Genomic DNA, 20,953 nt, shown 5'->3' on the forward strand with positions numbered 1-20,953 from the left:
GAGGCCCCGCCAGGGTGCCGGAGGAAGGAAACACCATGAGTCAGAATTTTGGGAAAATTTCACAGGTTATCGGCGCCGTTGTCGACGTCGAGTTCGAGCCGGGGAAGCTTCCGCCGATATTTAACGCACTCCGGGTTACCAACCCGGCTATCGATGACAAGGAGCTGAACCTGGTCCTTGAAGTGGCCCAGCACCTGGGCGAGAATGCGGTCCGGACCATCGCCATGGACTCCACCGACGGCCTGGTCCGCGGTCAGTCGGCGCTGGACACCGGCAAGCAGATCGTTGTGCCGGTTGGCCGCAAGACCCTCGGTCGGATACTGAACGTCATCGGCGAGCCGGTGGACGAGAGAGGTCCGGTCGGTCACGAGAAAGAATACGAGATTCACCGTCCGGCTCCCTCCTTTCAGGATCAGTCCACCAAGGTCGAATCCTTCACTACCGGTATCAAGGTCGTTGACCTGCTCGCACCCTATGCCAGGGGCGGCAAGATCGGCCTGTTCGGTGGTGCCGGCGTCGGCAAGACCGTTCTCATCATGGAGCTGATCAACAACATCGCCAAGCAGCACGGTGGTTTCTCCGTCTTCGCCGGTGTCGGCGAGCGTACCCGCGAAGGTAACGACCTCTGGATGGAAATGACCGAGTCCGGCGTTCTCGAGAAGACCGCTCTGGTGTACGGCCAGATGAACGAGCCGCCGGGGGCCCGTGCCCGCGTCGCCCTTTCCGCACTGTCGGTTGCCGAATACTTCCGGGACGAGGAAGGCCAGAACGTGCTCCTCTTCATCGACAACATCTTTCGTTTCACCCAGGCAGGTTCCGAGGTTTCCGCACTCCTCGGCCGCATTCCTTCGGCCGTCGGTTACCAGCCGACCCTGGCCACCGAGATGGGCGAGCTCCAGGAGCGGATTACCTCCACCAACAAGGGGTCAATCACCTCGGTGCAGGCCATCTACGTTCCGGCCGACGACTTGACCGACCCGGCGCCGGCCACCGCTTTCGCCCACCTGGACGCCACCACGGTTCTCTCCCGTCAGATCGCCGAGCTCGGTATCTACCCGGCCGTTGATCCCCTCGACTCCACCTCCCGGATCCTCGATCCCCAGGTCGTGGGCGAGGAGCACTACGCCGTTGCCCGTTCCGTCCAGTACGTGCTCCAGCGTTACAAGGACCTCCAGGACATCATCGCCATTCTCGGTATGGACGAGCTTTCCGAGGAGGACAAGCTGGTTGTTGCCCGTGCCCGGAAGATCCAGCGTTTCCTCTCCCAGCCGTTCCACGTTGCCGAAGCCTTCACCGGGACCCCCGGCGTCTACGTCGAACTCAAGGACACCATCAAGGGGTTCCAGGAGATCGTTGCCGGCAAGTACGACGATATGCCGGAGCAGGCGTTCTACATGGTCGGGACCATTGACGAGGCGATTGAAAAGGCCAAGAAGCTGGCAGCGTAGAGTCGGTGACTGGTAACTGGTGACTAGTGACTGGTAGGGGCGACCCGCAGGTCGCCCTGAAAGGATTCATAGATGGCTGAGAAACTGAAGCTCGAACTGGTAACCCCTTACAAGAAGGTCCTCTCGACAGAGGTGGACGAAATCACGGCCAATGGCTCGCTCGGCGAGTTCGGTGTTCTGCCCGGCCATGCCGCGATGCTCACCGCCCTGAAGATCGGCGAACTGACCTATAAGCAGGGCGCCGCCGTATCCCATCTGGCGGTGAACTGGGGCTACTTTGAGGTTGAGGACGACACCGTGACGGTTCTGGTGCAGACTGCGGAACCGGCCGACGAAATAGATCTGGAGCGGGCCAAGGCAGCATTGGGACGGGCAGAGGAAGCACTCAAGAAGCTTACTCCCGAGGACAAGAACTTCGTTGTCTACGAGGCAGCACTGGAGCGGGCACTTATCCGGATGCAGGTTGCCGGCAAGGCTGCCCGCAGATAAGCGATACCATATATGATCGAGAAAGAGCGGCTCAGCCGCTCTTTTTTTATGTCTGTTGCCAGCAATATCGCTGGAGAGATAAAGGAGCTCATGGCATAACAATACCAAACGATTTCGTTGAAAGGAGTGACCGCATGGGCGCGACCTTGCCTGTTATTGCCGTAACCATGGGGGACCCGTGTGGCATCGGTCCCGAGATCATTGCTCGCGCCGTTTCCCTGCCCGACGTAGCTCACCTGTGCCGACCGCTGGTCCTGGGCGATTTGGGCGCCATGGAGCGCGCTATCGCTGTTACCGGAACCCGGCTTTCCCTGAAACCGGTCTCGGCCGATGCCCTGCCTGAGTATTTCCCTGCCGACACCCTGCACGTACTGCCGCTGTCACACCTCGCCCGGGAAGAGATGCCGTTCGGCACGCCCACGGTGGCGGTTGGCACGGCTGTCCACAGCTACATCCTTGAGGCGGTACGTCTCTGCCAGTCCGGTATTGCTGCGGCGATGGCCACGGCACCGATCAGCAAGGATGTCCTGAATCGAGCCGGTTACCGTTACCCCGGACATACCGAGCTCCTGGCAGAGCTGACCGGCACGGGGGATGTGGTCATGATGCTGGCCGGCGAGCGGTTGCGCGTGTCATTGGTCACGATCCATGAGGCGTTGCGCGATGTTCCCGAACTGCTGACCATTGAGCGGGTATTGACCACGATCAGGATCACCCGTGATGACCTCGCCCGATACTACAAGCCGAACCCGAAACTGGCCGTGCTGGCCCTCAATCCCCACTGTGGCGAAGGTGGACTGTTCGGCGACGAGGAGGAGCGGATTATCGCTCCGGCCGTTGCCCTGGCCCGCTCTGAGGGGATCGATGCGGTGGGACCGCTCTCCGCTGACACGCTCTTTCACTTTGCCGTTCGCGGCGATTATGACGGAGTGGTCTGCATGTACCACGACCAGGGATTGATCCCTCTCAAGCTGCTCCATTTCGACGACGGGGTGAACGTCACCCTGGGGCTTCCCATCATCCGCACATCAGTGGATCATGGGACTGCCTACGACCTCGCCGGAACAGGTCGGGCATCGGCGGAAAGCATGAAGGCCGCTATTGTCATGGCTGCCGATATGGCGGCAGTGAAGCAGCGCGAGGGGAAGGGAACGGAAAGATAATGAAGAAGATACTCATCGCCTGCGCTGGCATTGTCGTCCTGTACCTCGCCTATGTCATCGTTTCCCTGGCACTGATGCCGCCGGTCGCTGACCTGGCGAATCGCAAGACCAACGTGTCCATCCAGGTGAAGGACTGGCAGGGTGCGTACCATCCCTTTACCGTTGGCCCCAAGAATCACTACTGGACACCGTCTGCTACCATTCCTCCGGAGATGAAATGGAGTGTTATCCTGGCCGAGGATGCCAATTTCTATAAACACGAAGGGATCGACGTCAAGGCGATCAAGAATGCGATCAAATACGATCTGGAAAAGAAGTCGTTCGCCAAGGGTGCGTCCACCATTACCCAGCAGGTGGCGAAGAACGTCTACCTGTCCAGGGAAAAGACCCTTACCAGGAAACTGAAAGAAGTGTACCTGGCCCTCAGGATGGAGCAGGAACTGACCAAGGGGCGTATTGTCGAACTCTATCTGAATGTGGTGGAGTTGGGTCCTTCAGTCTATGGCATCGGCCACGGCGCCCGCTACTACTTCGGGAAACATCCGTCAGCGTTGACTCCAAGGGAATGTACCTTCCTGGCGGCAATGCTTCCCGGCCCGCGGGTAGCGTACAACCCATACCGGAACATGGCCAAGGTACTGCGTCGGTCGGACATGATTCTGAAGCTCCTCAGGACCAAAGGGGTGCTGAGTGAAGGGGAGTACCGGCTGGCACTGGCAGAGGCCCCCAATATTGCCGGTCTGCAGCGGAAGGTGGAGGAGAGCATCAAGCGCGAGGAGAGCTTCAAGCCGCTCAGCAGCGCCTCGTTGGGGCCGATGCCCGGACCTGAACAGCCTTCCGCTGCGGAAAAGGAGAACCGGGAGCCGACCGGGCAACCGGAAGCAGAGCAACCAAAAGGCGAAAATAGCAGTGCGCCGGCGGAAGGGACTAAAGGTCAGTAAGACAATTCCATTGGTCGGATCGAGAAAAAGGAGGGGAGACCCTCCTTTTCTTGTTATGAGCTGTAACATTCTTTAGAAAAAAGACAAGTTAAGCTTAAGAATTCAGAGCTATTACCGAATACTGTATACAATTCATCAACGATATCTTCACTGTCGGTAGCGAATCACCGGAGATGATCAACCAACGTTACAATACAGTCCGGGAACGGAGGATGGTATGAGTGGTCTGATGAGAGAGGGCTCGCTGGGTTCGATCCTGTTCATGTCGCAGATCATCGGCGAGGACGATATCCGGGCGGCCCTGGACGAGCAGCAGAAGCACGGCTGCCGTTTCGGCGAGGCCCTGGTGAAACTCGGGATCGTTACCCAGGAAGATATCGACTGGGCACTGGCCAATCAACTGAACATCCCCTATGTCAGGCTGAAGGCGGAGATGGTCGACCGGGCTGCAGTTGAGCTGTTTCCGGCGTCACTCGCCCGGCAATACGGCTTGATCCCGCTTATCCGAACCGGCGACGAGCTCTCCATCGCCATGATCGATCCGCTTCACAAAGAGGCCATTGCCGCAGTGGAACAGCAGACCGGTTGCCGGGTGTCGGTATCGGTCGCTCTGATCCGGGAGATGCGGGAAATGCACGAACTGTTTTACGGCCCACCACAATCGGATGAGTCGCTGGGTTTCGCCTCTGCGCTTTTTCCTGCCGATGTCATGGCCAAAATCAATGCCGATCTGACCGGGGCCAAGCTCGTTGATTACCTGTTGAGCTATCTGGTGCAACAAAAGCTTACCTCGATCTCGCTGCAGCCGGTTGACGACGCAGTTCGGTTCATGGCCCGCAAGGGTGGCGTAGTCAGGGAGATCGGGTTTTGTCCCCGGCCCAGCGCCAGTCCTCTGTTTCAGCGGCTGCGACGCCTTGCCGGTATTCATGCTGGCAGTGCGTCGGAAAGGGGCCAACTAGTCGTTCATTTTCGGGGGAAGGATCTTACCTTCGAAGCGCTTGTGCTGCAGGGGGAGGGGGGAGATTATATCACCCTGCGGATGCAGGTGCTTTCACGTTTTCCTGCAACCATTGGGGAATTTGATGCTCCCGACAACGTGGAAAAGGTTTTTTGCCGTCTGACGGAACTCCAAAGCGGTCTTGTCCTATGCGCCTCCCGTGATGCGACCGACCGGGACCGGCTCGTCGATCTCTACCTGGACGAACATGAAACAAGAGGGAGAGGTGTCATGCTGTTTGGTGATGGGGTGGGGCGCGGGCGTAAACGGTTCCCGCGGATTCCGCGTCACGAGCTGGATGCCGGCGAGTTTGCGGACCTCATCGCGGCCGGCATGGACCATGCTCCTGATATGGTTGCCATTGGCGATGCGGGCGAGGAGCAGATACTGCTCGCCGCCGGCAGGGTGGCCATGCAAGGGAAACTTGCCGTTGCGGGTGTGCCTTTTCATGATCTAGGGGTGCTGTTCCGCTATCTGGGGCACCTCTGGCAGCGGCATCACTTTATTCCGGCCTATCTGAAGGGGATTGTTGTCTGTCGCGGGATACTGCTTCTCTGTCCCGACTGCCGCAAGGAATATACACCGCAATCGGACGAACTGTCGGTTCTGGGGATATCCAACCTGCCTTCCCGATTCTGGACGGCCACCGGTTGTGAGAGATGCGATCATACGGGTGTAAAGGCGCGACGTTATCTGCTGGACGTGATTCCGGTGACAATGGCGCTGATCGGCCACCTGGAAGCGTCCAGGGATGGGGGCGATGCGCTTCGATTCCTCCAAGAGCAGGGGCACCGGGGGATCATGGCCCAAGGCGAGGAGCTCCTGAGGCTTGGTGAGATTTCTCCGGCGGAATACGTTTCCTCCCTCGTTCTCTGATCTATCTACAGAAATATTCATACGGAGTTGTCAATGGCACGCATCGACTCATTATTCAGAATGATGAAAGAGCAGGGGGCCTCCGACCTTCATCTCTCCACGGGTAATCCTCCGATCTTCCGGCTGCACGGCGAAATGGTCCGTCTCAACTACAAGCCGCTCACCCACGAAGAGTTGACCGGCATTCTCTACGAGATACTCAACGAGAAACAGAAGGCCTATTTCGAGGAAAAGAAGGACCTGGATTTTGCCTATGCGATTCCAGATCTGGCACGCTTCCGGGCAAACTACCTGATGCAGCACCGGGGAGTGGCTGCCGTATTCCGGATCATCCCGAGCAAGATTCTGTCAGCGGACGATCTGGGGCTTCCCGAGGGGGTCCGCAAGATGACCCAGTTCAAGAAGGGGCTGGTGCTGGTGACCGGCCCGACCGGTTCGGGGAAGTCGACCACCCTGGCGGCCATGATCGACCTGATCAATGCGACCCGCAAGGAGCACATCCTCACCCTGGAAGACCCTCTGGAGTTCATTCATGAGAACAAGGAGTCGCTCATCAACCAGCGCCAGATCGGTGAGCATACGGAAAGCTTCTCTTCGGCACTGCGGGCGGCGCTGCGGGAGGACCCGGACATCATCCTGGTCGGTGAGATGCGCGACCTGGAGACCATCAGCCTGGCCATGAGCGCCGCCGAAACCGGTCACCTGGTTTTCGGCACCCTCCACACCAATACGGCGGCCAAGACCATTGACCGGATCATCGACGTGTTCCCGACGGATCAGCAGGAACAGGTCCGGGCCATGCTCTCCGAATCTTTGAAAGGGGTGGTCTGCCAGCAGCTTCTCAAGACGTCGGACGGCAAGGGTCGGGTGGCGGCCCTGGAGATCATGCTCGGCACCCCTGCCGTTGGCAACCTGATCCGGGAGGCGAAGACGTTCCAGATCCCTTCCATCATCCAGACCGCCAAGAAGGACGGTATGCAGCTCATGGACCAGCACCTGCTGGATCTTCTCAAGACCAAGCGGATCAATCCGGAGGAGGCCTACCGCTGCTCCATCGACAAGAAGCAGTTCGAGCAGTATTTGCCGAACCAGCCGGCCGCATGACACGGGCGCACATGCTTGCGCCCGTGGTGCATGTATGCCCGTTTTTTTGGTCTCTCTGCGGTAAAAACCGGTTTTTGACTAACGGTGCAGCACCGTTTTGTAGAGCCTGAGGTATCCTTCGGCCTCACGCGTGGGTGACAATTGGGTCAGTACGTATTCGCGGGCATTCCGACCGCAGTTCGCCCGCAAGGTCGGATCATTGGCAAGCCGTAGCAGTTGCCGCCGGAAATCCGTTTCATCCCGAAACAGCACTCCTGTCTCACCATCCCGCACCAACGAGCGATTTCCCGGAATATCCACTGCCAGCACCGGCCGTCCCAGGGCCATGGCTTCCAGCAGACTGTTGGGCATCCCTTCAAAGAGCGAACAGTTAAGGACAATGTCGGCCCGGACATAGAGATCCCCCATCTGCTCGTAGGGGACCTCGCCGAGCCATCTGGCACAAGAGGATGCGGCCAGCATGTCCCTAATGGCAGTGGCGTAGCTCTGGTCGATGACTCCGCCGGCAATGGCCAGCAGCAGGGCCGGATTGTCGCCGAGAAGCGGCGGCAATGCCCGGATGGGAAAGGCCACGTTCTTAACCGGCCTGAGAGCTGCCGGGAGAAGGAGCACCAGGGCGTTTTCCGGAAACTCAAAGGGGCAATGGCCCGTAACGGGCGGCGGCTCTATCCCTTGGGGAATTACGAAAATCCGCTTTCCGGTGTCCGGAAAATGGGTGGCAACCGCTTTGGCCTCATGATCGTCGAAACAGGCAATTGCCGCAGCGGCAACCACGGCGCGGGCCGTATCGGGATGGTTGCGGAGGGTCGGGTCGTTGATGTCGCTGCCCGTGATGGTGATCAGGTAGGGGGCAGACAGTTCATTGGCCAGCTGTCGGGTCGTTTCGCCACAGTAGCGGGCGTGGAACCCGTGGATGATGTCGGGCGCGAAAGAGGTCAGGAGTTGCCTCATCTCGCTGGCAGACAGAGTGTCGGCCGGCAGAACGATGGTCTCGGTTTCGAGCTGTTCCAGGAAACGGCGTATCCGCCTGACGGTGGTGATGTTTCCCCGCATGGGGCCCACGGAATATGGTGAAACGATGGCAACGCGCATGAGCTGGTGGTCCTTACGTGATTAATCCAACATCCCCGAGGGACAAACTTTCCATTATCAGACCCTGTGGTCAGAAATTAATGCAATTTTTTCAAAATATCGGCACACGTTCCCAAAGTCAATACGAACAGGTGGGCCAACGGTTTCCCGGCTAATTTCCGCTTGACAAAAACCCCCGGAACGGCTAAATTCTGTCCCTTGTCGGGGCGTAGCGCAGCCTGGTAGCGCACCTGCTTCGGGAGCAGGGGGTCGGAAGTTCGAATCTTCTCGCCCCGACCAAAAATTTTAAGGCTCGTGGCATATGCTGCGAGCTTTTTTTGTTGTGCGGCGCAACCGGCAGTAAAGATCCGCCATGATCTGCACCCGCAGTTTCACGCCCAAGTGCATCTGGAGCGCCTGACGGTCGAGATCCAGGGTTTTCTGGGAAACGATTGTCGCCCGATGCGTCAGGTACTGCATGGCAATCTTTGGAGTCATGCTGCGGAGATCACCCAGCCGGTTTTCCCGCATGTACCTGGCGCTTCCCTTGAGCGAAGTGCCGTAATTGCGTGCCGTGCCGACACTGTGAATCCTGCCGTCATCTCGGTGGTCGTGACGTCCTGTGCCCAGAGAGACCTTTTGCGAGACGGCATGATCTGATTGCGACTTGGGAGAACGGAAACTCGGCATCAGATTTCCCCATGCGATGCCATTTCCGGCAGCTTTTTCAGGTAGCGGTCGATGGAGCTGCGATGGATTTTCAGCCGATGGCTCGACCTCAGCCATTCGGCCAGGTCGGCGCAGGAGGCCCCGGCCTGTTTCATGGCGACCAGTTCCGCTCGGTATCTATCGAGGCGGCTCTTTCGGTACAGCTTGCGCCGTGCTTCGGCTCGCCGCTGACGGACCCGCTCGACCTCGGCCTGCGTGTTGAATGTCTCCGTTTCATGACTCATACAGTGTTCCTCCTGAAAATGTCGCGTCAGCTCGTGAAGAATCTGAATTTTCAATGTTCCGCGCTGTGGCGGTACAGACTGACACAGCGCGGAAAACGAGGGGGAAAACCAGAACCTGAAAACCTGACCAACCCCGAACATCGGGAATTGGTGACAGGCTCCAGACCAGACTCTTCTCAGATTTCGCTTCGTGCAGCAGCGTGAATCCGCAATGTGCGGCAGATGGTTGCGCTGCTTGTATTCCACCGACTGAAGAGTTGCGTTGTTGCGCCCCTATAGAGAGTGTAACCGCGCAACTGTCACTTTTTGCCTTTCGTTATCAGTCCCTGTTCGACCGCTTTATTCCAGTGCCGGCTGACATTCGATTTATTGATCTGCAGTTCACTGGCAATCTCGTATTGGGACATCCCCTCGTTGGCCAGGGTCACCACCCTATCGAAAGAGGTCTGCGCAACATCCTTGTAGATCCACTCCTGAAGGCCGGTGAGCGCGTTGGTGGTCAGCTGCGCCTCGAAGCTGGCGGTGTCCTCACCCTTTAGATGGCGGGCTTTCTCAAAGATCACCTCAAACACAGCGCCCTTGCTCGGTTCGTAATCGACCGGGCGTTTCAGCTTGATGACCGTATCTAGCATGTCCTCCCGCTTACTGGCTCCCCGCTGCTCGCCATTTTTGCCGCTGTGATGGATGAAGAGGACCGCCCGGCCTGCCGCCCGTTGTCGCAATGCCCACCCCTGGACCGGAAGCCAGCTTTCAGCCTCGTTCTCCCTGCCGGAACGACAGAGACAACTGATGTTGTCGACGACGATCAGGGCGGTTTCCGGTGTCAGCATACTGTTGACCGCTGTCTGCCCCTCAATGGTGGAGAGGTCCGGCATGGTCCCGGCCTCCTGCAGATCGGGAGTGATGATGCGGAAATAGTCCGGCAACGGTTCCCGTTCGCTGGCAGCATTTATGGCTGCAAGCCTTTCCTGCAGAGCCCTGCCTGGCATCTCGCCGTCGAGATAGAGGACTCCTCGCGGCCTGGGAGAGTGCCATTTGAGAAATGTGCCACCATTGGCAACAGCGTAGGCGATCCCGAGACCGATATGGGTCTTACCCAGACCGCGCCAGGCGTGGATCATGCTGAGACTCTGGGTGAGGATGATGGGGAAGAGCAGGTTTTCGCGCTCGGGGAAACTGATCTGCAGAAGCTCCTGGAGACTCAACACCTTGAGCCGCCTTCCCGGCTCACCGTTCTGTTCTTCCTCCCGCAACTCGGCCAGACGGGGCAATATCTTCTGCAGACTGCCGGGGTCCAGAGCAAGCTCGCGGGCCATGCCGCCGATCTTCCGCTCTCGGGCTCTTTTGCGGACGATCCTGGCGTAATAGGCCACATTTGCCGACGAGGGGGTGAAATCCACCAGCTCGGCAACATAGGCGCCACCACCGATCCGCTCCAGATTACCTTCCTCCTTCAGTCGGTGACAGACTGTCACCAGGTCGGCCGGGATGTTTTCACGAAACAATGTCACCAGCAGGGTGAAGACCAGCCGGTTGCTTTCCTGATGAAAGTCGCCTTCGGATATCAGGGCCGTGACCTTCGGGGTGCAGTCCTGATCCAGCAGCATGGCTCCCAGTACTGACATTTCGGCGGCCTGGGTGTCGTCGTGCTCGCTGCTGCAGGAGGCGAGTTTGGTAACGGTCCCGGCAGCGGTCATGCTGTCTTCCCTCGACCAAGCACGGCTATTCGACATGCATGTCGCGGGCGATCAGTGATCGGATATCCTCAACCCGCCAGGCTGTTATCCTTGGACCGAGTTTTACTGGCTGGGGATAGCGCCCGGATCGCACACCTTCCCACCAGGTGGAACGACTGACAGGATACAGAGGGGGAATGGGTGGGTCGGCCTTTGCGTCGCCGATGATGTTGGGTAGTCGGACAAAACCGGCCTCGGGTAACGTGCTGTGCATAAAACCTCCTTGATTCTGTGTGCAATTAACGGATGCTTCAGGACTGCTTTGGAACATACTGTTCTCTACCTGTAATATCTTCCCGGGGGGAAGGTGCCTCGGCATTCCATTCACCGGCTCCCTCAATCCCCGACTGGAAAACAAAAAACGGCCACTACCCCGTTTCGGGGAAATGGCCGTTGCATGTTGATGCATGGGAGACCCAATCCTTAAGACAGCAGGCCGAGTATTGCTGCCACGGCGCGGCAAAACAACATGCCGCCCGTCAAGACCCAATCCTTAAGACAGCAGGCCGAGTATTGCTGCTGCCGGGTCTATGCCGTGACCGTTGGCCCGCCATGCCGGACCGGATCAATCAATTTGAGACGTTATAATACCGTCTCAGCCGATTGCGTCAAGGACATTTTTTGATAAAGTTGCAATTAAAACAATATGTTACAAGCAGAAACATCCGGAAACAACAAATAATTCTTCAGCCTGCGGATTGCTCAGATATCTGTATGACTTTTGCTCCGCTCTTCAGATTATCGAGATAGTCGGCCCACGTCTGCATCATCTTTTTTCGTGCTGCCAGGTGGGTCGTGCGATTGTAAGCCCGCCCGAGCGAATCCCTGACGACATGCGCCAGCTGATGTTCGATGATCTCAGGCTGAACATGCAGGACCTCCTCAAGGATCGTCCGGGCCATGGCCCTGAAACCGTGGGCGGTCATCTCGCCTTTTTCATACCCCATGCGCCGGATCGCATGATTGACCGTAACATCGCTGATCGGCTTCAGGGTGGTATTCATGCTCGGGAAAAGATACTTGCCGCTGCCGGTCACCTTGTGAAGCTCTTTCAGCACCTCTACCGCCTGACGTGCCAGCGGAACAAGGTGTTTTTCCCCTTTTCGCGACTCCTTCAGGCGCTTCTTGAGCTTCATCCGCTCGATCGGCACGTTCCATTCGGCCGCATCCAGATCAAATTCTGTCCATTCCGCCAAGCGTAATTCACCCGGTCGCAGGAAAACAAGAGACGATAGGCGCAGGGCGCATTTGACGATGAACGAGCCGCTGTAGTCATCGATGGCACGCAGGAAAGGGGCGACATCCTTCGGGTCGGTCAGGGCCGCATGGTGTTTGGGGATGACCGGTGTCAGCGTACCTCTCAGGTCGGCCGTGCAATCGCGCTCGGCCCGGCCGGTGGCGACAGCATACCGGAACACCTGACCGCAGATGGATTTCACCCGGTGCGCGGTCTCGATTTTCTCGCGCGCTTCGATACGCCGGAAGACCTGAAGCATGTCGGTCGCTTTCAGTTCGGCAATCGGTCTGGCGCCGACATGGGGGAACGCGTCGCGTTTCAGGCGGCTGATCACCGTGGCGGCGTGGGTGGCAGCCCATACCGGCACCTGTCGGTTGTACCATTCAAGGGCGATTGACTCGAAGGTTTCAGCCTGCTGAGTCTGCGACTGCTTCTCAGCTTTACGGGCTTCTCCGGGGCATATTCCGTGGGCAAGGAGTTTGCGGGCGTCTTCACGCCGCTGGCGGGCGTCTGCGAGAGTTATTTCAGGGTAGGTGCCGAGGGATAACAGCAATTGCTTCCCGTCGAAGGTATAGTTGAAGTGCCAGAGCTTCCCGCCTGTTTTCTTTACAAGCAGCACCAGGCCGAACCCATCAGCGAGCTTATAGTCTTTCTCTTTGGGCTTTGCGTTCTTAACCTGGACGTCGGTCAGCGGAATTACACGCTTTGGCATATATCCCCCGGTTTTTATGGTATCAGAAATTTTTTGTGGTATTATGGGTGTAAAAATACCATAAAAACACCGGATGTCAAAATATGGGGCTGGATGTGTCTGGACGTAAAAACAGCAAAAGCCCCTGATTTCTCAGAGGCTTTCGGACTGTATCGGACATCGCCAGATTGTTAAATGGCGGAGAGGGAGGGATTTGAACCCTCGGTACGCTTTGGGCATACACACGATTTCCAGTCGTGCTCCTTCGGCCGCTCGGACACCTCTCCGCGAACGGGAAATATAGCGTATCACCCCTGCCATGTAAAGCTTTTTGTAACCCCTCCCTCCAGGCCGTTCCCGATAACGGCCATGACCCTTTCCGTAACCTCCCGGAGATATGCCCGGTCGTGCCGCCGCCCTGCATCGACCGGTATCGGCTCGTGCACCAGCACGCTGATGCTCCCCGGCCGGGGGAGACGCCGTCCTCTCGGATAGACATCATAGGCGCCGCAGATGGTGACCGGCACGATACTGGCGCCGCTGGCCGCGGCCAGGAGCGCCGCACCCTGTTTGCCGCCGCCGACGTGGCCGGTGCGCGTGAGTCTCCCCTCGGGGAAGATCCCGAGAACCCCGCCACTGCGCAGGATCTCCGTCCCGCGGCGCAGCGCCTCCCGGTCGCCTCCCCGGAGCGTGACCGGAATGGCGCCGCAATGGCGGATGACGAACCCCAGCAGCGGATGGCGGTAGAAATCGTCGATGATCAGGAACCGGACGGGCCGCCGCGTGCAGAGAGCAAGCAGCATGGAGTCGTAGTAGCTGGAGTGGTTGGCGCAGAGGATGAGGGGGCCGGTGGCGGGAATCCGCTCCCCGCCGACAATGGCGAGTCGGTGGCCAAGCCGCAGCCAAAGGGTAAAGAAGAGTCGCAGCAGCCGGTACAGGATCATGCCGACCCCTCAGGCATGCTCGTCAACCCTTGCCAGCACCAGGCTGCCGATCACGAACAGGATGAGGATGCTCAGCACGCCGTAGCGCGAGTGTCCGGCCAACTGCCCGGTAATGCCGACCAGGAACGGACCGGTGATGGTGGCGAACTTGCCGGAGATGTTGTAGAAACCGAAAAATTCCGCCGACCGGTCAGGTGGGACCAACCGGCCGAAGAAACTGCGGCTGAGGGCCTGGATCCCCCCCATGGAGGTGGCGACCAGGACGGAAAGGATCCAGAACACGATGGTCCGGGCCTGCACGGTGGGAAGCGACGGCAGCAGAAAGGCGATGAAGGTGATCAGGCAGTAGATGGCGATCCCCGCCTGCAGGAGCGGCTTCACGGCAAAGCGGCCGGCCAGCCTGCCCCAGAGGAGAGAAAAGGGAAAGGCGATGATCTGGATGATCAGGATAGCCAGGATAAGCGTGGTGGTACTGAGCCCGATATCGATACCGTAGGCGACGGACATGGTGATCACGGTATTGATGCCGTCGATGAAGAAGAAATAGGCCAGCAGGAACAGGAAGGAGTTGCGGTAGCCGCGGATGTGGCGGAAAGTTACGACCATCCGTTGAAACGCCTCTGCCACCGGATGGTCCGACTGCGGGCAGAAGTAGACCTGGCGTACGTCCCGCAGGAGCGGGAGGGAGAAAACGAGCCACCAGATGGCGACGATGACGAAGCCGGCCCGCGCGGCCGCGGCCGGGATGACGGTCCCGCCGGGCGATTTCATGCCGAGGATCAGACCGATTACGGCCAGAAAGGGGATGACGCTCCCGATGTAACCCCAGGCGTAGCCGGCCGTGGAGACCATGTCCATCCGCTCCGGTTCCGTGACATCGGTGATGAAGGCGTCGTAGAAGACGTTGGCCCCGGACCAGCAGGTACTGGCCACAACGAATACCGTCAGGCAGTAACCCCACGCACCCTCCCGGCAGAAGAAGAGGAGCGCCGTTGCCGCGACTCCGGCGATCAGAAAAATGGCAAAGAGCCGCTTCTTCCATCCCTCATAATCGGCAAAGGTCCCCATGGTCGGGGCCAGAACGACGAGGATGAGTGACGAGAGGGAGTTGGCATATCCCCACCAGGCGGTGGAGACCTCCGGTGCTACACCGCGGGCGGCGATCTCCTTGAAGAAGATCGGCATGACCGCGGTCACGACGACCAGCACAAAGGCTGAGTTCGCCACATCATAGAGTATCCAGCTCTTCTCGGTCCTGGTCACGCAATGCTCCCCATCGTGTTTGATCGCCCCGCCCACCTCAGCGGTTCCGGGAGTGTAATCCGTGGCAACCGGTCAGGCAAGGAGAAAAGGGGGTGCCTTGCAAAACCTGACCGGGTGGATTATGGTAGGCCGATGGGAGCCAAACGCTACAACCAGTTTACCGAAGAGCTGCGGGCCCTCTTCGGCTGCCGTGTCCAGCGGATTTCCGTGGATGCCGGCTTCACCTGCCCCAACCGGGACGGAACCGCGGGGAGCGACGGCTGCATCTATTGCAGCAGCCGGGGGGCCGGGGCACCGGGCATTGCCCGCGGGAGGTCGGTGGCGGAGCAGCTCGAGGTGGACAAGGCGTTCCTGGCCAGGCGGTACCATGCGCAAAAATTTCTTGCCTATTTCCAGGCCTTCTCCAACACCTACGGCCCGGTCGAGCAACTGCAGGCCCTGTACGACGAGGCGCTGGCGGTTCCGGATATCGTCGGCCTCATTGTCGGCACCCGGCCCGACTGCCTGCCGCCGGCAGTGTTCGATCTCCTGGCCGGCTATGCACAACGCACCTATTTCTGGCTGGAGCTGGGGCTGCAGTCGTCACATGACCGGAGCCTGGCGTGGATCGGCCGTGGCCACGACGCGGCCAGTTTCAGTGCGGCTGCCCGGGAAGCCAGTTGCAGGGGTATCCGCGTCTGCGCCCATGTCATTCTCGGCCTGCCGGGAGAGAGCCGTGCGGAAATGCTGGCCACGGCCGACTATCTGAACAGTCTGAGGGTGGCCGGGGTGAAGCTCCACCACCTGCATGTGCTGAAAGAAACGGAGTTGGCGAGACGTTATGAAAAGGGTGATGTCGCGCTACTGAACGAGGATGACTACGTCGGTCTGGTCTGCGACTTCCTGGAGCGGCTGGCACCAAATGTCCTGGTCCAACGGCTGGTGGGAGATGGCAGTCGCGACCTGATTGCTCCCCGCTGGAACAAACTGGCACTGCTCAACGCCATAGATACCGAACTGAAGCGTCGGGGCACCCGGCAGGGGGGGAGGTGGCAGGCCGGTGAGTGGTGAGGGAGCTCAACTGTGTCACTTCGTCAAGCACCGGCTGACTGCGGCAGCCGCCGGATGATAGCGTGACCCGCCGACCATGAAACATGCCGCCGTTTCTGCTATACTTGTAAGAGAGAAGGAGGTGAACAGCATGAACGTCCTCGATTATGCAACCAGGGTCGAAGAGGAAGGGTTGCGGCTGTTCGAGCGGCTCGAACATGAAACGGAGAACAGGGAATTGAAGGAGATCTTTGGGCTTCTTGCCGCAACGAAACGGGAGCATCGCGAATCCCTTGAAACCATGAAGCAGCAGATCAATCCGGCCGATGCCGAATCGACGATGGTGGACCGGGCCAGAGACGTGAAGAGCTGCTTCCAGACGCTGTTTGAAAGCAGCGATACTATGCATGAGCTGCGGAAGGACCTGGATGGCTTCTGGCACATTGTGAAGGCCGAAGAAGAGGCCATCAGGCTCTATGAAGGGATGGCCGCAGCCGAAACTCAGCCAAATGCCCGGCTGCTATTGCAGAAAATCGCCGATGATGAGAGAAAACATCTTGAGGTGATCGAAAACATCTACGATTTTGTCGAGGCACCCCATACCTATCTGGAATGGGGCGAATTCAGCAACCTGCATGGGCTGTAAGTGTGTTGCAGAAGCGATTATGAGGGAAAAGGGAGAAGTAGCTGCTTCTCCCTTTTTGTTTCCCCCGGAAAAGAAGTAGACTGGCAAACAGCCCCTCGAAATTATGTAACTCTACAAACTCGGCATCGACCATTGTCAGCTCTCGTCGATGCCTTGCCTTCCTGCATTGTTTTGACCGGCTCCGGCCCTTCCGACTATTTTTTCTTTTTTGCTACCCTGGGAACTCGGGGCGCCTTTGTTTCGACAGTAGTTTCAGGGGGAGGAGAAAAAGAACCCGGGGCGGCTGGCTCCAAGGTAGTGAAGTGAGATGCGGCAATTTTCCGGTTATGACCGTCGCTGAACTGGATCATCACCGAGCTGGGTGTTACTTCCAGGACCTTGCCGGCGCCCCATCCCAGCCCGCCTGAGTGACTTACAATGTTGCCGACTTTAATTGTCATGGATTCGTACCGCTTTCTTTTTTGTTGAGGTGGGTGAGTAGCAAGTAGCAACTCGTGGGCCTTCCAGTAGCAAAATCACCATTTAAATCCATCATATCCATTTAATAATACGGCAGGGTCACTACATTAGCAAGGCGCGTTCGCGGTAATTGTCGCCAGTTGTAGTGGCTATAATCTGAACAAATCTGTTAACATGCCATGTTTACAGCGTATTTTATGATATCTGCCGATATATCGACGTGAATAAATTTAATGAATAAGCATGTTATTGCGGATGCTGAAATATGTCAGCAGCTGTTGCTTGAATATAATAGATTGACATCAACAGAACAAAGCTGTTAGGGTCGAAAACAGATTCGGCACAGTGCCGGACAACAACAACAGGAAGTAATCAGGAGAAGGTACACAAATGGTAAACGGAACAGTAAAATGGTTTAACGACAGCAAAGGTTTTGGTTTTCTCGAGCAGGAAAATGGCGAAGACGTATTTTGTCATTTTTCCGCCATCGCAGGTGACGGATTCAAATCCCTTGCTGAAGGTGATAGAGTAACATTTGAAGTAACCAAGGGTCCGAAAGGGCTTCAGGCCGCAAACGTGACCCGTATCTAATCATCGTCTCCAGTAGACCACAAAAGCCCCGGGAGAATCCCGGGGCTTTTTTTGTCCTGAACGGCTCACTGGTGCTGTCCAGATACAGGCATCACAGTACCTGTTCCGTAAAGGTCGGTCTGGCCCAGATCACGTTCGCACAGGAGTTACCCGATGGCAAAGCCCAATTTCCAGTTTCAGAAACGGCAAAAGGAATTAGAGCGAAAGAAAAAGAACGAGGAAAAGCTTCAGCGCAAGCTGGCTAAAAACAGCACCGTCACTGATGACGACACCCCGGAACAGCCCCCTGCAGAGGACGAGATCGCATAGGGCGGCGAAGTCCGGACGGCCGCTTGACGGACTGCCACATGGTGGCACCGAATTTCGATGCTTGTTTCTGCAGCGCACGGGCGCTGCCGGCAATCGTGGCTTTGCAATTGCTCCGCACGCAGTAACATGGTATATCTAGCAGGCACCTGAACCACAGGGACCAACCCTGTGGTTTTTTATTGGGCACAGCAACCGAAGGGAGAGGTCATGAGAGGACAACTGTCGGCAGGGAGTATTGTTGAAACACGGTGTACCCGCTGCCGGAAAATACTGAACCATACGATTGTCGCCATGGTCGGCGAACAGATAGTGCGCGTTGAGTGCAATACCTGCCACGGCGTCCACAATTATCATCCGATCAAGCCAGCCAAAGAGCCTGCTGCCGCCAAAGCCACCCAGAAGAAAGCGGCGACTCCCCGCGCAGCAAAAGCCGATCCTGCGGCCGCTGCTGCTGCCGAGTGGACGGCACTGAAGTCGGGCATGGATCCGGCACAGGCAGTCCCGTACGATATGAACGGTACGTACCGCGTGAAAAACCTGCTTTCGCACCCGCAGTTCGGGCTCGGCATCGTGCTGCTTGTCCTGCCGGGCAAGATTGACGTACTGTTCCAGGATGGGAAGAAGCTGCTCCGTTGTGGCTAGCCGGCACACGCCGCTTGTCTGATCTGCGGACTAAGTGACGTCCGCAAAGGGCAGCGTAGCGGCAGGAATGGCGGCAAGGAGGGAACACGCCATGCAACAATGGAAATGCACCGTCTGTGGCTATGTCTATGACCCTGTCGAGGGGGATGCGGATAACGGTGTCCCGCCGGGAACCCCTTTCGAGGAGCTTCCCGATGGCTGGGCCTGCCCCATTTGCGGAGCCGGCAAGGATCTGTTCGAGAAAATCTAGGGGCCTGTCAGGCGTGTCTGCGGCCGTTTGTTCCAACGGGGCAGGCGGCCGCTTGGTGCATGGTCGTCTCCAGCCCCTCTCCTAACTTTCGGGGCCTGCCCCCGCCCCTTTCCCCGTTAGCCTGACCCCCTCCTCGGTCAGTGTTACCAGACCATCCTTGTAGAGTCCCCCCACCGCCTTTTTAAAGGTCTTCTTGCTCATTCCCAGGGTCTTCTGGATGAGAGCCGGTGAGCTCTGGTCGTGCAGCGGCAAGCTGCCGCCATTGGCCGCCAGCACCTTGAGGATGACCTCGCGGGCCTCTGCCACCCCCTCGGCCCCCACCTTGCGTAGGGTGACATCCAGCTTGCCGTCTTCGCGCAGGCGCTTGACGTAGCCGGCCAGTTGCGTGCCGGGGCGGGTGCCGGCCGGCAGTTCGTCCCGGTAGAGCAGGGCGGGGAAACGCTGGTCGACAATCACCTTGGCGCCGAGGTCGGTGACCTGCCAGACGAGCAGGGCTACCGCATCGCCTTCATGCAGATCGGGACGGCCGCGGTCGAGGCAGTCATCGATCCGGGCGTTGGCAAAAGGCCTGCCCTGCGGATCGAGATCGACCTTCACCAGGTAGCTCCTGCCGACCTGCATCCGCTCGGGCTGGAGACTGAACGGCGCCAGCAGCTCCTTTGCCATGCCCCAGTCGAGAAACGCCCCATGGGGGCCAACCGACCGGACCGTCAGCAGTGCGAACTCGCCAGCCTGGGCCAGCGGCAGACGGCAGGTGGCCTGCAACTCGCCGGCCACGTCCTGATACAGGAATACCTCCAACAGCTCGCCCGGCGTTGCATCGGGCGCCTCCCGCAGGGGGAGGTGCGCCAGCCGACCGCCGGCCTCCAGCCAGACGCCGCGCTTGTCAACGCGGGCGACCATCAGGATTTGCAGGCGGCAAAGTTCCGGTTGTTCGCTGTTCTCCATGTCCTCTCCTTCGTACGTCGCTTGCACCATTTCAGCAAACAGGTCCTCAGTACGGGTGCTGTTGCCCGCACCACTCGACCGCGTCATCCCCGGCGCCATGGCGAATCTCTTTCCCGCGACAATTTGTCCCCAGCTAGAACAGTCCCTGCTGTCCGATGACCGGCGGCAGGCGTGTGGGGGCCTTGATCCGCAGCTGTTTATTGACATTCATCCGTCCGAACACCACCTGGATGTCGCCGACCGATACGCCAAACTCGGCGGCAAGAAACCGCACCATATGGTCGGTTGCCCGCCCGGCACGGGGGACTGCCGTCACGCTGACACAGAGCTGGTGTCCCTTCACCTTGCCGATGGCGTCCCGCTTGGCATTGGGCGTGCCGAGGATGTTGAGCACGAGCGTATCACCCTCCCACGCATAACACGACTTCTTCATCATCCCTCCGCATGGCGCCAATCCGTAATACACCCGGCCGGTCAGCGGTGAGTCTTCTCCAGCAGCGGCTTAAGGAATTTTTCAAAGGTGGCCAGCTGTTTGGACGAGAGCAGATCGATATTCCCTTCATTATCCAGCAAGAAGGTGCCGACGCCGATGACGGTCTTTGCCAGATAGCCGGTTCCGGCAACGCTCTGTTCAATCTCATCCCTACGTTTGCTTATCAGGTTGCGCAGCTGGTTCAAGTCAGGTTCCACAGTGGTATCTCCTGTTGGTGGCACATTGTGTATGGTATCCGCCCTATCTCCGCCATGTATCATCAGCAGCGGATAAAATGTACCGCCATATCGTTTCGTAGTAAAGGGCACACGGTAACGTGAGTCCGGGTGCCGGGAAGAAGGCCATGAAACGTCACAGGCGGCCAAAGCGGTCGCCTGTGACTTACGTATGTGTCCCGGGAATTTGTTCAGGTTTACCGGATGTTCTTGCTGGTGAAGAGGACCACCTTATCTCCCAAGAAATTAACCGTGATGTTCTTCTGCTCGTCCCCCCAGACACAGTTCCTGACAAACAGAGCCTCCGAGCAGCTGTCAGGCTTGCCGAGGATCGTGACCACCTCGCTGTACCCAATCCCCATCTTGATTTTAGAGTAGTTCTCCATTGTCAACTTGCTGCAACCAAAGAGCATGACCAGTAAAGACAGAACAACTATCAGCCGTACAGGTACCAGCAT

At 58.3% G+C, this 20,953-nt stretch carries 24 protein-coding genes and 2 tRNA genes; 13 read left to right on the forward strand and 13 right to left on the reverse strand.

Annotation, left to right across the window (positions count from 1 at the left end):
• The first annotated feature begins 35 nt into the window (after positions 1 to 35).
• The 6 genes from atpD (at position 36) to JN12_RS12465 (ending at position 7,018) form a co-directional block, all read left to right on the forward strand.
• Positions 36 to 1,448 (forward strand): F0F1 ATP synthase subunit beta, encoded by a 1,413-nt coding sequence (gene atpD / locus JN12_RS12440; RefSeq protein WP_145023195.1) that lies wholly within the window; start codon positions 36 to 38, stop codon positions 1,446 to 1,448.
• 72 nt (positions 1,449 to 1,520) lie between these two features.
• Positions 1,521 to 1,937, forward strand: coding sequence for a F0F1 ATP synthase subunit epsilon (locus tag JN12_RS12445; RefSeq protein ID WP_145023197.1), 417 nt, complete (start codon positions 1,521 to 1,523; stop codon positions 1,935 to 1,937).
• Positions 1,938 to 2,071: 134 nt separating this feature from the next.
• Positions 2,072 to 3,100: a 4-hydroxythreonine-4-phosphate dehydrogenase PdxA gene (gene pdxA, locus JN12_RS12450; protein WP_145023199.1), complete on the forward strand. Its 1,029-nt coding sequence runs from the start codon at positions 2,072 to 2,074 to the stop codon at positions 3,098 to 3,100.
• The gene (locus JN12_RS12455) at positions 3,100 to 4,041 is read left to right on the forward strand and encodes a transglycosylase domain-containing protein (protein ID WP_145023201.1); all 942 of its coding nucleotides are present in this window, start codon (positions 3,100 to 3,102) and stop codon (positions 4,039 to 4,041) included. The genes pdxA and JN12_RS12455 overlap by 1 nt, the downstream gene beginning before the upstream one ends.
• A gap of 217 nt (positions 4,042 to 4,258) precedes the next feature.
• Positions 4,259 to 5,914 (forward strand): ATPase, T2SS/T4P/T4SS family, encoded by a 1,656-nt coding sequence (locus JN12_RS12460; protein WP_145023203.1) that lies wholly within the window; start codon positions 4,259 to 4,261, stop codon positions 5,912 to 5,914.
• Between the two features lie 33 nt (positions 5,915 to 5,947).
• Positions 5,948 to 7,018 carry a type IV pilus twitching motility protein PilT gene (locus tag JN12_RS12465; protein ID WP_145023205.1) on the forward strand — a complete coding sequence of 357 codons (1,071 nt, stop codon included), beginning with the start codon at positions 5,948 to 5,950 and terminating at the stop codon, positions 7,016 to 7,018.
• Positions 7,019 to 7,096: 78 nt separating this feature from the next.
• On the opposite strand, the gene JN12_RS12470 is transcribed toward JN12_RS12465, so the two are convergent.
• Entirely contained in the window at positions 7,097 to 8,110 is a 1,014-nt protein-coding gene (locus tag JN12_RS12470; protein ID WP_145023207.1) for a GPMC system family 4 glycosyltransferase, read from the reverse strand.
• A 202-nt stretch (positions 8,111 to 8,312) separates the two neighbouring features.
• Here JN12_RS12470 and JN12_RS12475 point away from each other — a divergent pair.
• A tRNA-Pro gene (locus JN12_RS12475) sits at positions 8,313 to 8,389 on the forward strand.
• Between the two features lie 6 nt (positions 8,390 to 8,395).
• Here JN12_RS12475 and JN12_RS12480 read toward each other — a convergent pair.
• The 8 genes from JN12_RS12480 to JN12_RS12515 all read right to left on the reverse strand — a co-directional run bounded on the left by JN12_RS12480 (position 8,396) and on the right by JN12_RS12515 (position 14,913).
• Positions 8,396 to 8,779, reverse strand: coding sequence for a hypothetical protein (locus JN12_RS12480; RefSeq protein WP_211360539.1), 384 nt, complete (start codon positions 8,777 to 8,779; stop codon positions 8,396 to 8,398).
• Complete coding sequence (locus JN12_RS12485) at positions 8,779 to 9,042, reverse strand: hypothetical protein (protein WP_145023209.1); 264 nt, start codon at positions 9,040 to 9,042, stop codon at positions 8,779 to 8,781. The genes JN12_RS12480 and JN12_RS12485 overlap by 1 nt, the downstream gene beginning before the upstream one ends.
• Positions 9,043 to 9,341: 299 nt before the next feature.
• Positions 9,342 to 10,739, reverse strand: a complete 1,398-nt coding sequence (locus JN12_RS12490; protein WP_170241911.1) for a DnaB-like helicase N-terminal domain-containing protein — start codon at positions 10,737 to 10,739, stop codon at positions 9,342 to 9,344.
• 25 nt (positions 10,740 to 10,764) lie between these two features.
• Positions 10,765 to 10,992, reverse strand: a complete 228-nt coding sequence (locus JN12_RS12495) for a helix-turn-helix transcriptional regulator (RefSeq protein WP_145023213.1) — start codon at positions 10,990 to 10,992, stop codon at positions 10,765 to 10,767.
• Positions 10,993 to 11,464: 472 nt separating this feature from the next.
• Positions 11,465 to 12,727 carry a tyrosine-type recombinase/integrase gene (locus JN12_RS12500; protein WP_145023215.1) on the reverse strand — a complete coding sequence of 421 codons (1,263 nt, stop codon included), beginning with the start codon at positions 12,725 to 12,727 and terminating at the stop codon, positions 11,465 to 11,467.
• Positions 12,728 to 12,902: 175 nt separating this feature from the next.
• Positions 12,903 to 12,993: transfer RNA gene (locus JN12_RS12505), tRNA-Ser, on the reverse strand.
• A gap of 21 nt (positions 12,994 to 13,014) precedes the next feature.
• The gene (locus tag JN12_RS12510) at positions 13,015 to 13,650 is read right to left on the reverse strand and encodes a lysophospholipid acyltransferase family protein (RefSeq protein ID WP_145023217.1); all 636 of its coding nucleotides are present in this window, start codon (positions 13,648 to 13,650) and stop codon (positions 13,015 to 13,017) included.
• A 9-nt stretch (positions 13,651 to 13,659) separates the two neighbouring features.
• Positions 13,660 to 14,913: an MFS transporter gene (locus tag JN12_RS12515; RefSeq protein WP_170241912.1), complete on the reverse strand. Its 1,254-nt coding sequence runs from the start codon at positions 14,911 to 14,913 to the stop codon at positions 13,660 to 13,662.
• A 132-nt stretch (positions 14,914 to 15,045) separates the two neighbouring features.
• Between JN12_RS12515 and JN12_RS12520 the strand changes: the two genes are divergently transcribed.
• The 6 genes from JN12_RS12520 (at position 15,046) to JN12_RS12545 (ending at position 18,839) form a co-directional block, all read left to right on the forward strand.
• The gene (locus JN12_RS12520; RefSeq protein ID WP_145023219.1) at positions 15,046 to 15,963 is read left to right on the forward strand and encodes a TIGR01212 family radical SAM protein; all 918 of its coding nucleotides are present in this window, start codon (positions 15,046 to 15,048) and stop codon (positions 15,961 to 15,963) included.
• A 130-nt stretch (positions 15,964 to 16,093) separates the two neighbouring features.
• A complete protein-coding gene (locus tag JN12_RS12525; RefSeq protein ID WP_170241913.1) occupies positions 16,094 to 16,588 on the forward strand; it encodes a ferritin family protein in 495 nt (164 codons plus the stop codon).
• Positions 16,589 to 17,437: 849 nt separating this feature from the next.
• Positions 17,438 to 17,638, forward strand: a complete 201-nt coding sequence (locus JN12_RS12535) for a cold-shock protein (RefSeq protein ID WP_145023224.1) — start codon at positions 17,438 to 17,440, stop codon at positions 17,636 to 17,638.
• A gap of 153 nt (positions 17,639 to 17,791) precedes the next feature.
• A complete protein-coding gene (locus JN12_RS20500; protein WP_170241914.1) occupies positions 17,792 to 17,947 on the forward strand; it encodes a hypothetical protein in 156 nt (51 codons plus the stop codon).
• Positions 17,948 to 18,154: 207 nt separating this feature from the next.
• The gene (locus JN12_RS12540) at positions 18,155 to 18,589 is read left to right on the forward strand and encodes a hypothetical protein (protein ID WP_145023226.1); all 435 of its coding nucleotides are present in this window, start codon (positions 18,155 to 18,157) and stop codon (positions 18,587 to 18,589) included.
• 91 nt (positions 18,590 to 18,680) lie between these two features.
• Positions 18,681 to 18,839, forward strand: a complete 159-nt coding sequence (locus JN12_RS12545; protein ID WP_145023228.1) for a rubredoxin — start codon at positions 18,681 to 18,683, stop codon at positions 18,837 to 18,839.
• A gap of 81 nt (positions 18,840 to 18,920) precedes the next feature.
• Here JN12_RS12545 and JN12_RS12550 read toward each other — a convergent pair whose 3' ends face one another.
• The 4 genes from JN12_RS12550 to JN12_RS12565 all read right to left on the reverse strand — a co-directional run bounded on the left by JN12_RS12550 (position 18,921) and on the right by JN12_RS12565 (position 20,953).
• Complete coding sequence (locus JN12_RS12550; protein ID WP_145023230.1) at positions 18,921 to 19,787, reverse strand: CvfB family protein; 867 nt, start codon at positions 19,785 to 19,787, stop codon at positions 18,921 to 18,923.
• 133 nt (positions 19,788 to 19,920) lie between these two features.
• On the reverse strand, positions 19,921 to 20,220 hold the full coding sequence (locus JN12_RS12555; protein ID WP_145023232.1) for a DUF167 domain-containing protein: 300 nt from the start codon (positions 20,218 to 20,220) through the stop codon (positions 19,921 to 19,923).
• Between the two features lie 41 nt (positions 20,221 to 20,261).
• Positions 20,262 to 20,477 (reverse strand): hypothetical protein, encoded by a 216-nt coding sequence (locus tag JN12_RS12560; RefSeq protein WP_145023233.1) that lies wholly within the window; start codon positions 20,475 to 20,477, stop codon positions 20,262 to 20,264.
• A 215-nt stretch (positions 20,478 to 20,692) separates the two neighbouring features.
• Positions 20,693 to 20,953, reverse strand: a complete 261-nt coding sequence (locus JN12_RS12565) for a DUF3862 domain-containing protein (protein ID WP_145023234.1) — start codon at positions 20,951 to 20,953, stop codon at positions 20,693 to 20,695.

Source organism: Geobacter argillaceus (genome assembly GCF_007830735.1).
Taxonomy (GTDB): domain Bacteria; phylum Desulfobacterota; class Desulfuromonadia; order Geobacterales; family DSM-12255; genus Geomobilibacter; species Geomobilibacter argillaceus.

Bases quoted from the DNA above. Each gene is read 5' to 3' on its own strand.
- atpD (WP_145023195.1), top strand. From the start codon at position 36: ATGAGTCAGAATTTTGGGAAAATTTCACAGGTTATCGGCGCCGTTGTC.
- JN12_RS12445 (WP_145023197.1), top strand. From the start codon at position 1,521: ATGGCTGAGAAACTGAAGCTCGAACTGGTAACCCCTTACAAGAAGGTC.
- pdxA (WP_145023199.1), top strand. From the start codon at position 2,072: ATGGGCGCGACCTTGCCTGTTATTGCCGTAACCATGGGGGACCCGTGT.
- JN12_RS12455 (WP_145023201.1), top strand. From the start codon at position 3,100: ATGAAGAAGATACTCATCGCCTGCGCTGGCATTGTCGTCCTGTACCTC.
- JN12_RS12460 (WP_145023203.1), top strand. From the start codon at position 4,259: ATGAGTGGTCTGATGAGAGAGGGCTCGCTGGGTTCGATCCTGTTCATG.
- JN12_RS12465 (WP_145023205.1), top strand. From the start codon at position 5,948: ATGGCACGCATCGACTCATTATTCAGAATGATGAAAGAGCAGGGGGCC.
- JN12_RS12470 (WP_145023207.1), bottom strand. From the start codon at position 8,110: ATGCGCGTTGCCATCGTTTCACCATATTCCGTGGGCCCCATGCGGGGA.
- JN12_RS12480 (WP_211360539.1), bottom strand. From the start codon at position 8,779: ATGCCGAGTTTCCGTTCTCCCAAGTCGCAATCAGATCATGCCGTCTCG.
- JN12_RS12485 (WP_145023209.1), bottom strand. From the start codon at position 9,042: ATGAGTCATGAAACGGAGACATTCAACACGCAGGCCGAGGTCGAGCGG.
- JN12_RS12490 (WP_170241911.1), bottom strand. From the start codon at position 10,739: ATGACCGCTGCCGGGACCGTTACCAAACTCGCCTCCTGCAGCAGCGAG.
- JN12_RS12495 (WP_145023213.1), bottom strand. From the start codon at position 10,992: ATGCACAGCACGTTACCCGAGGCCGGTTTTGTCCGACTACCCAACATC.
- JN12_RS12500 (WP_145023215.1), bottom strand. From the start codon at position 12,727: ATGCCAAAGCGTGTAATTCCGCTGACCGACGTCCAGGTTAAGAACGCA.
- JN12_RS12510 (WP_145023217.1), bottom strand. From the start codon at position 13,650: ATGATCCTGTACCGGCTGCTGCGACTCTTCTTTACCCTTTGGCTGCGG.
- JN12_RS12520 (WP_145023219.1), top strand. From the start codon at position 15,046: ATGGGAGCCAAACGCTACAACCAGTTTACCGAAGAGCTGCGGGCCCTC.
- JN12_RS12525 (WP_170241913.1), top strand. From the start codon at position 16,094: ATGAACGTCCTCGATTATGCAACCAGGGTCGAAGAGGAAGGGTTGCGG.
- JN12_RS12535 (WP_145023224.1), top strand. From the start codon at position 17,438: ATGGTAAACGGAACAGTAAAATGGTTTAACGACAGCAAAGGTTTTGGT.
- JN12_RS20500 (WP_170241914.1), top strand. From the start codon at position 17,792: ATGGCAAAGCCCAATTTCCAGTTTCAGAAACGGCAAAAGGAATTAGAG.
- JN12_RS12540 (WP_145023226.1), top strand. From the start codon at position 18,155: ATGAGAGGACAACTGTCGGCAGGGAGTATTGTTGAAACACGGTGTACC.
- JN12_RS12545 (WP_145023228.1), top strand. From the start codon at position 18,681: ATGCAACAATGGAAATGCACCGTCTGTGGCTATGTCTATGACCCTGTC.
- JN12_RS12550 (WP_145023230.1), bottom strand. From the start codon at position 19,787: ATGGAGAACAGCGAACAACCGGAACTTTGCCGCCTGCAAATCCTGATG.
- JN12_RS12555 (WP_145023232.1), bottom strand. From the start codon at position 20,220: ATGAAGAAGTCGTGTTATGCGTGGGAGGGTGATACGCTCGTGCTCAAC.
- JN12_RS12565 (WP_145023234.1), bottom strand. From the start codon at position 20,953: ATGCTGGTACCTGTACGGCTGATAGTTGTTCTGTCTTTACTGGTCATG.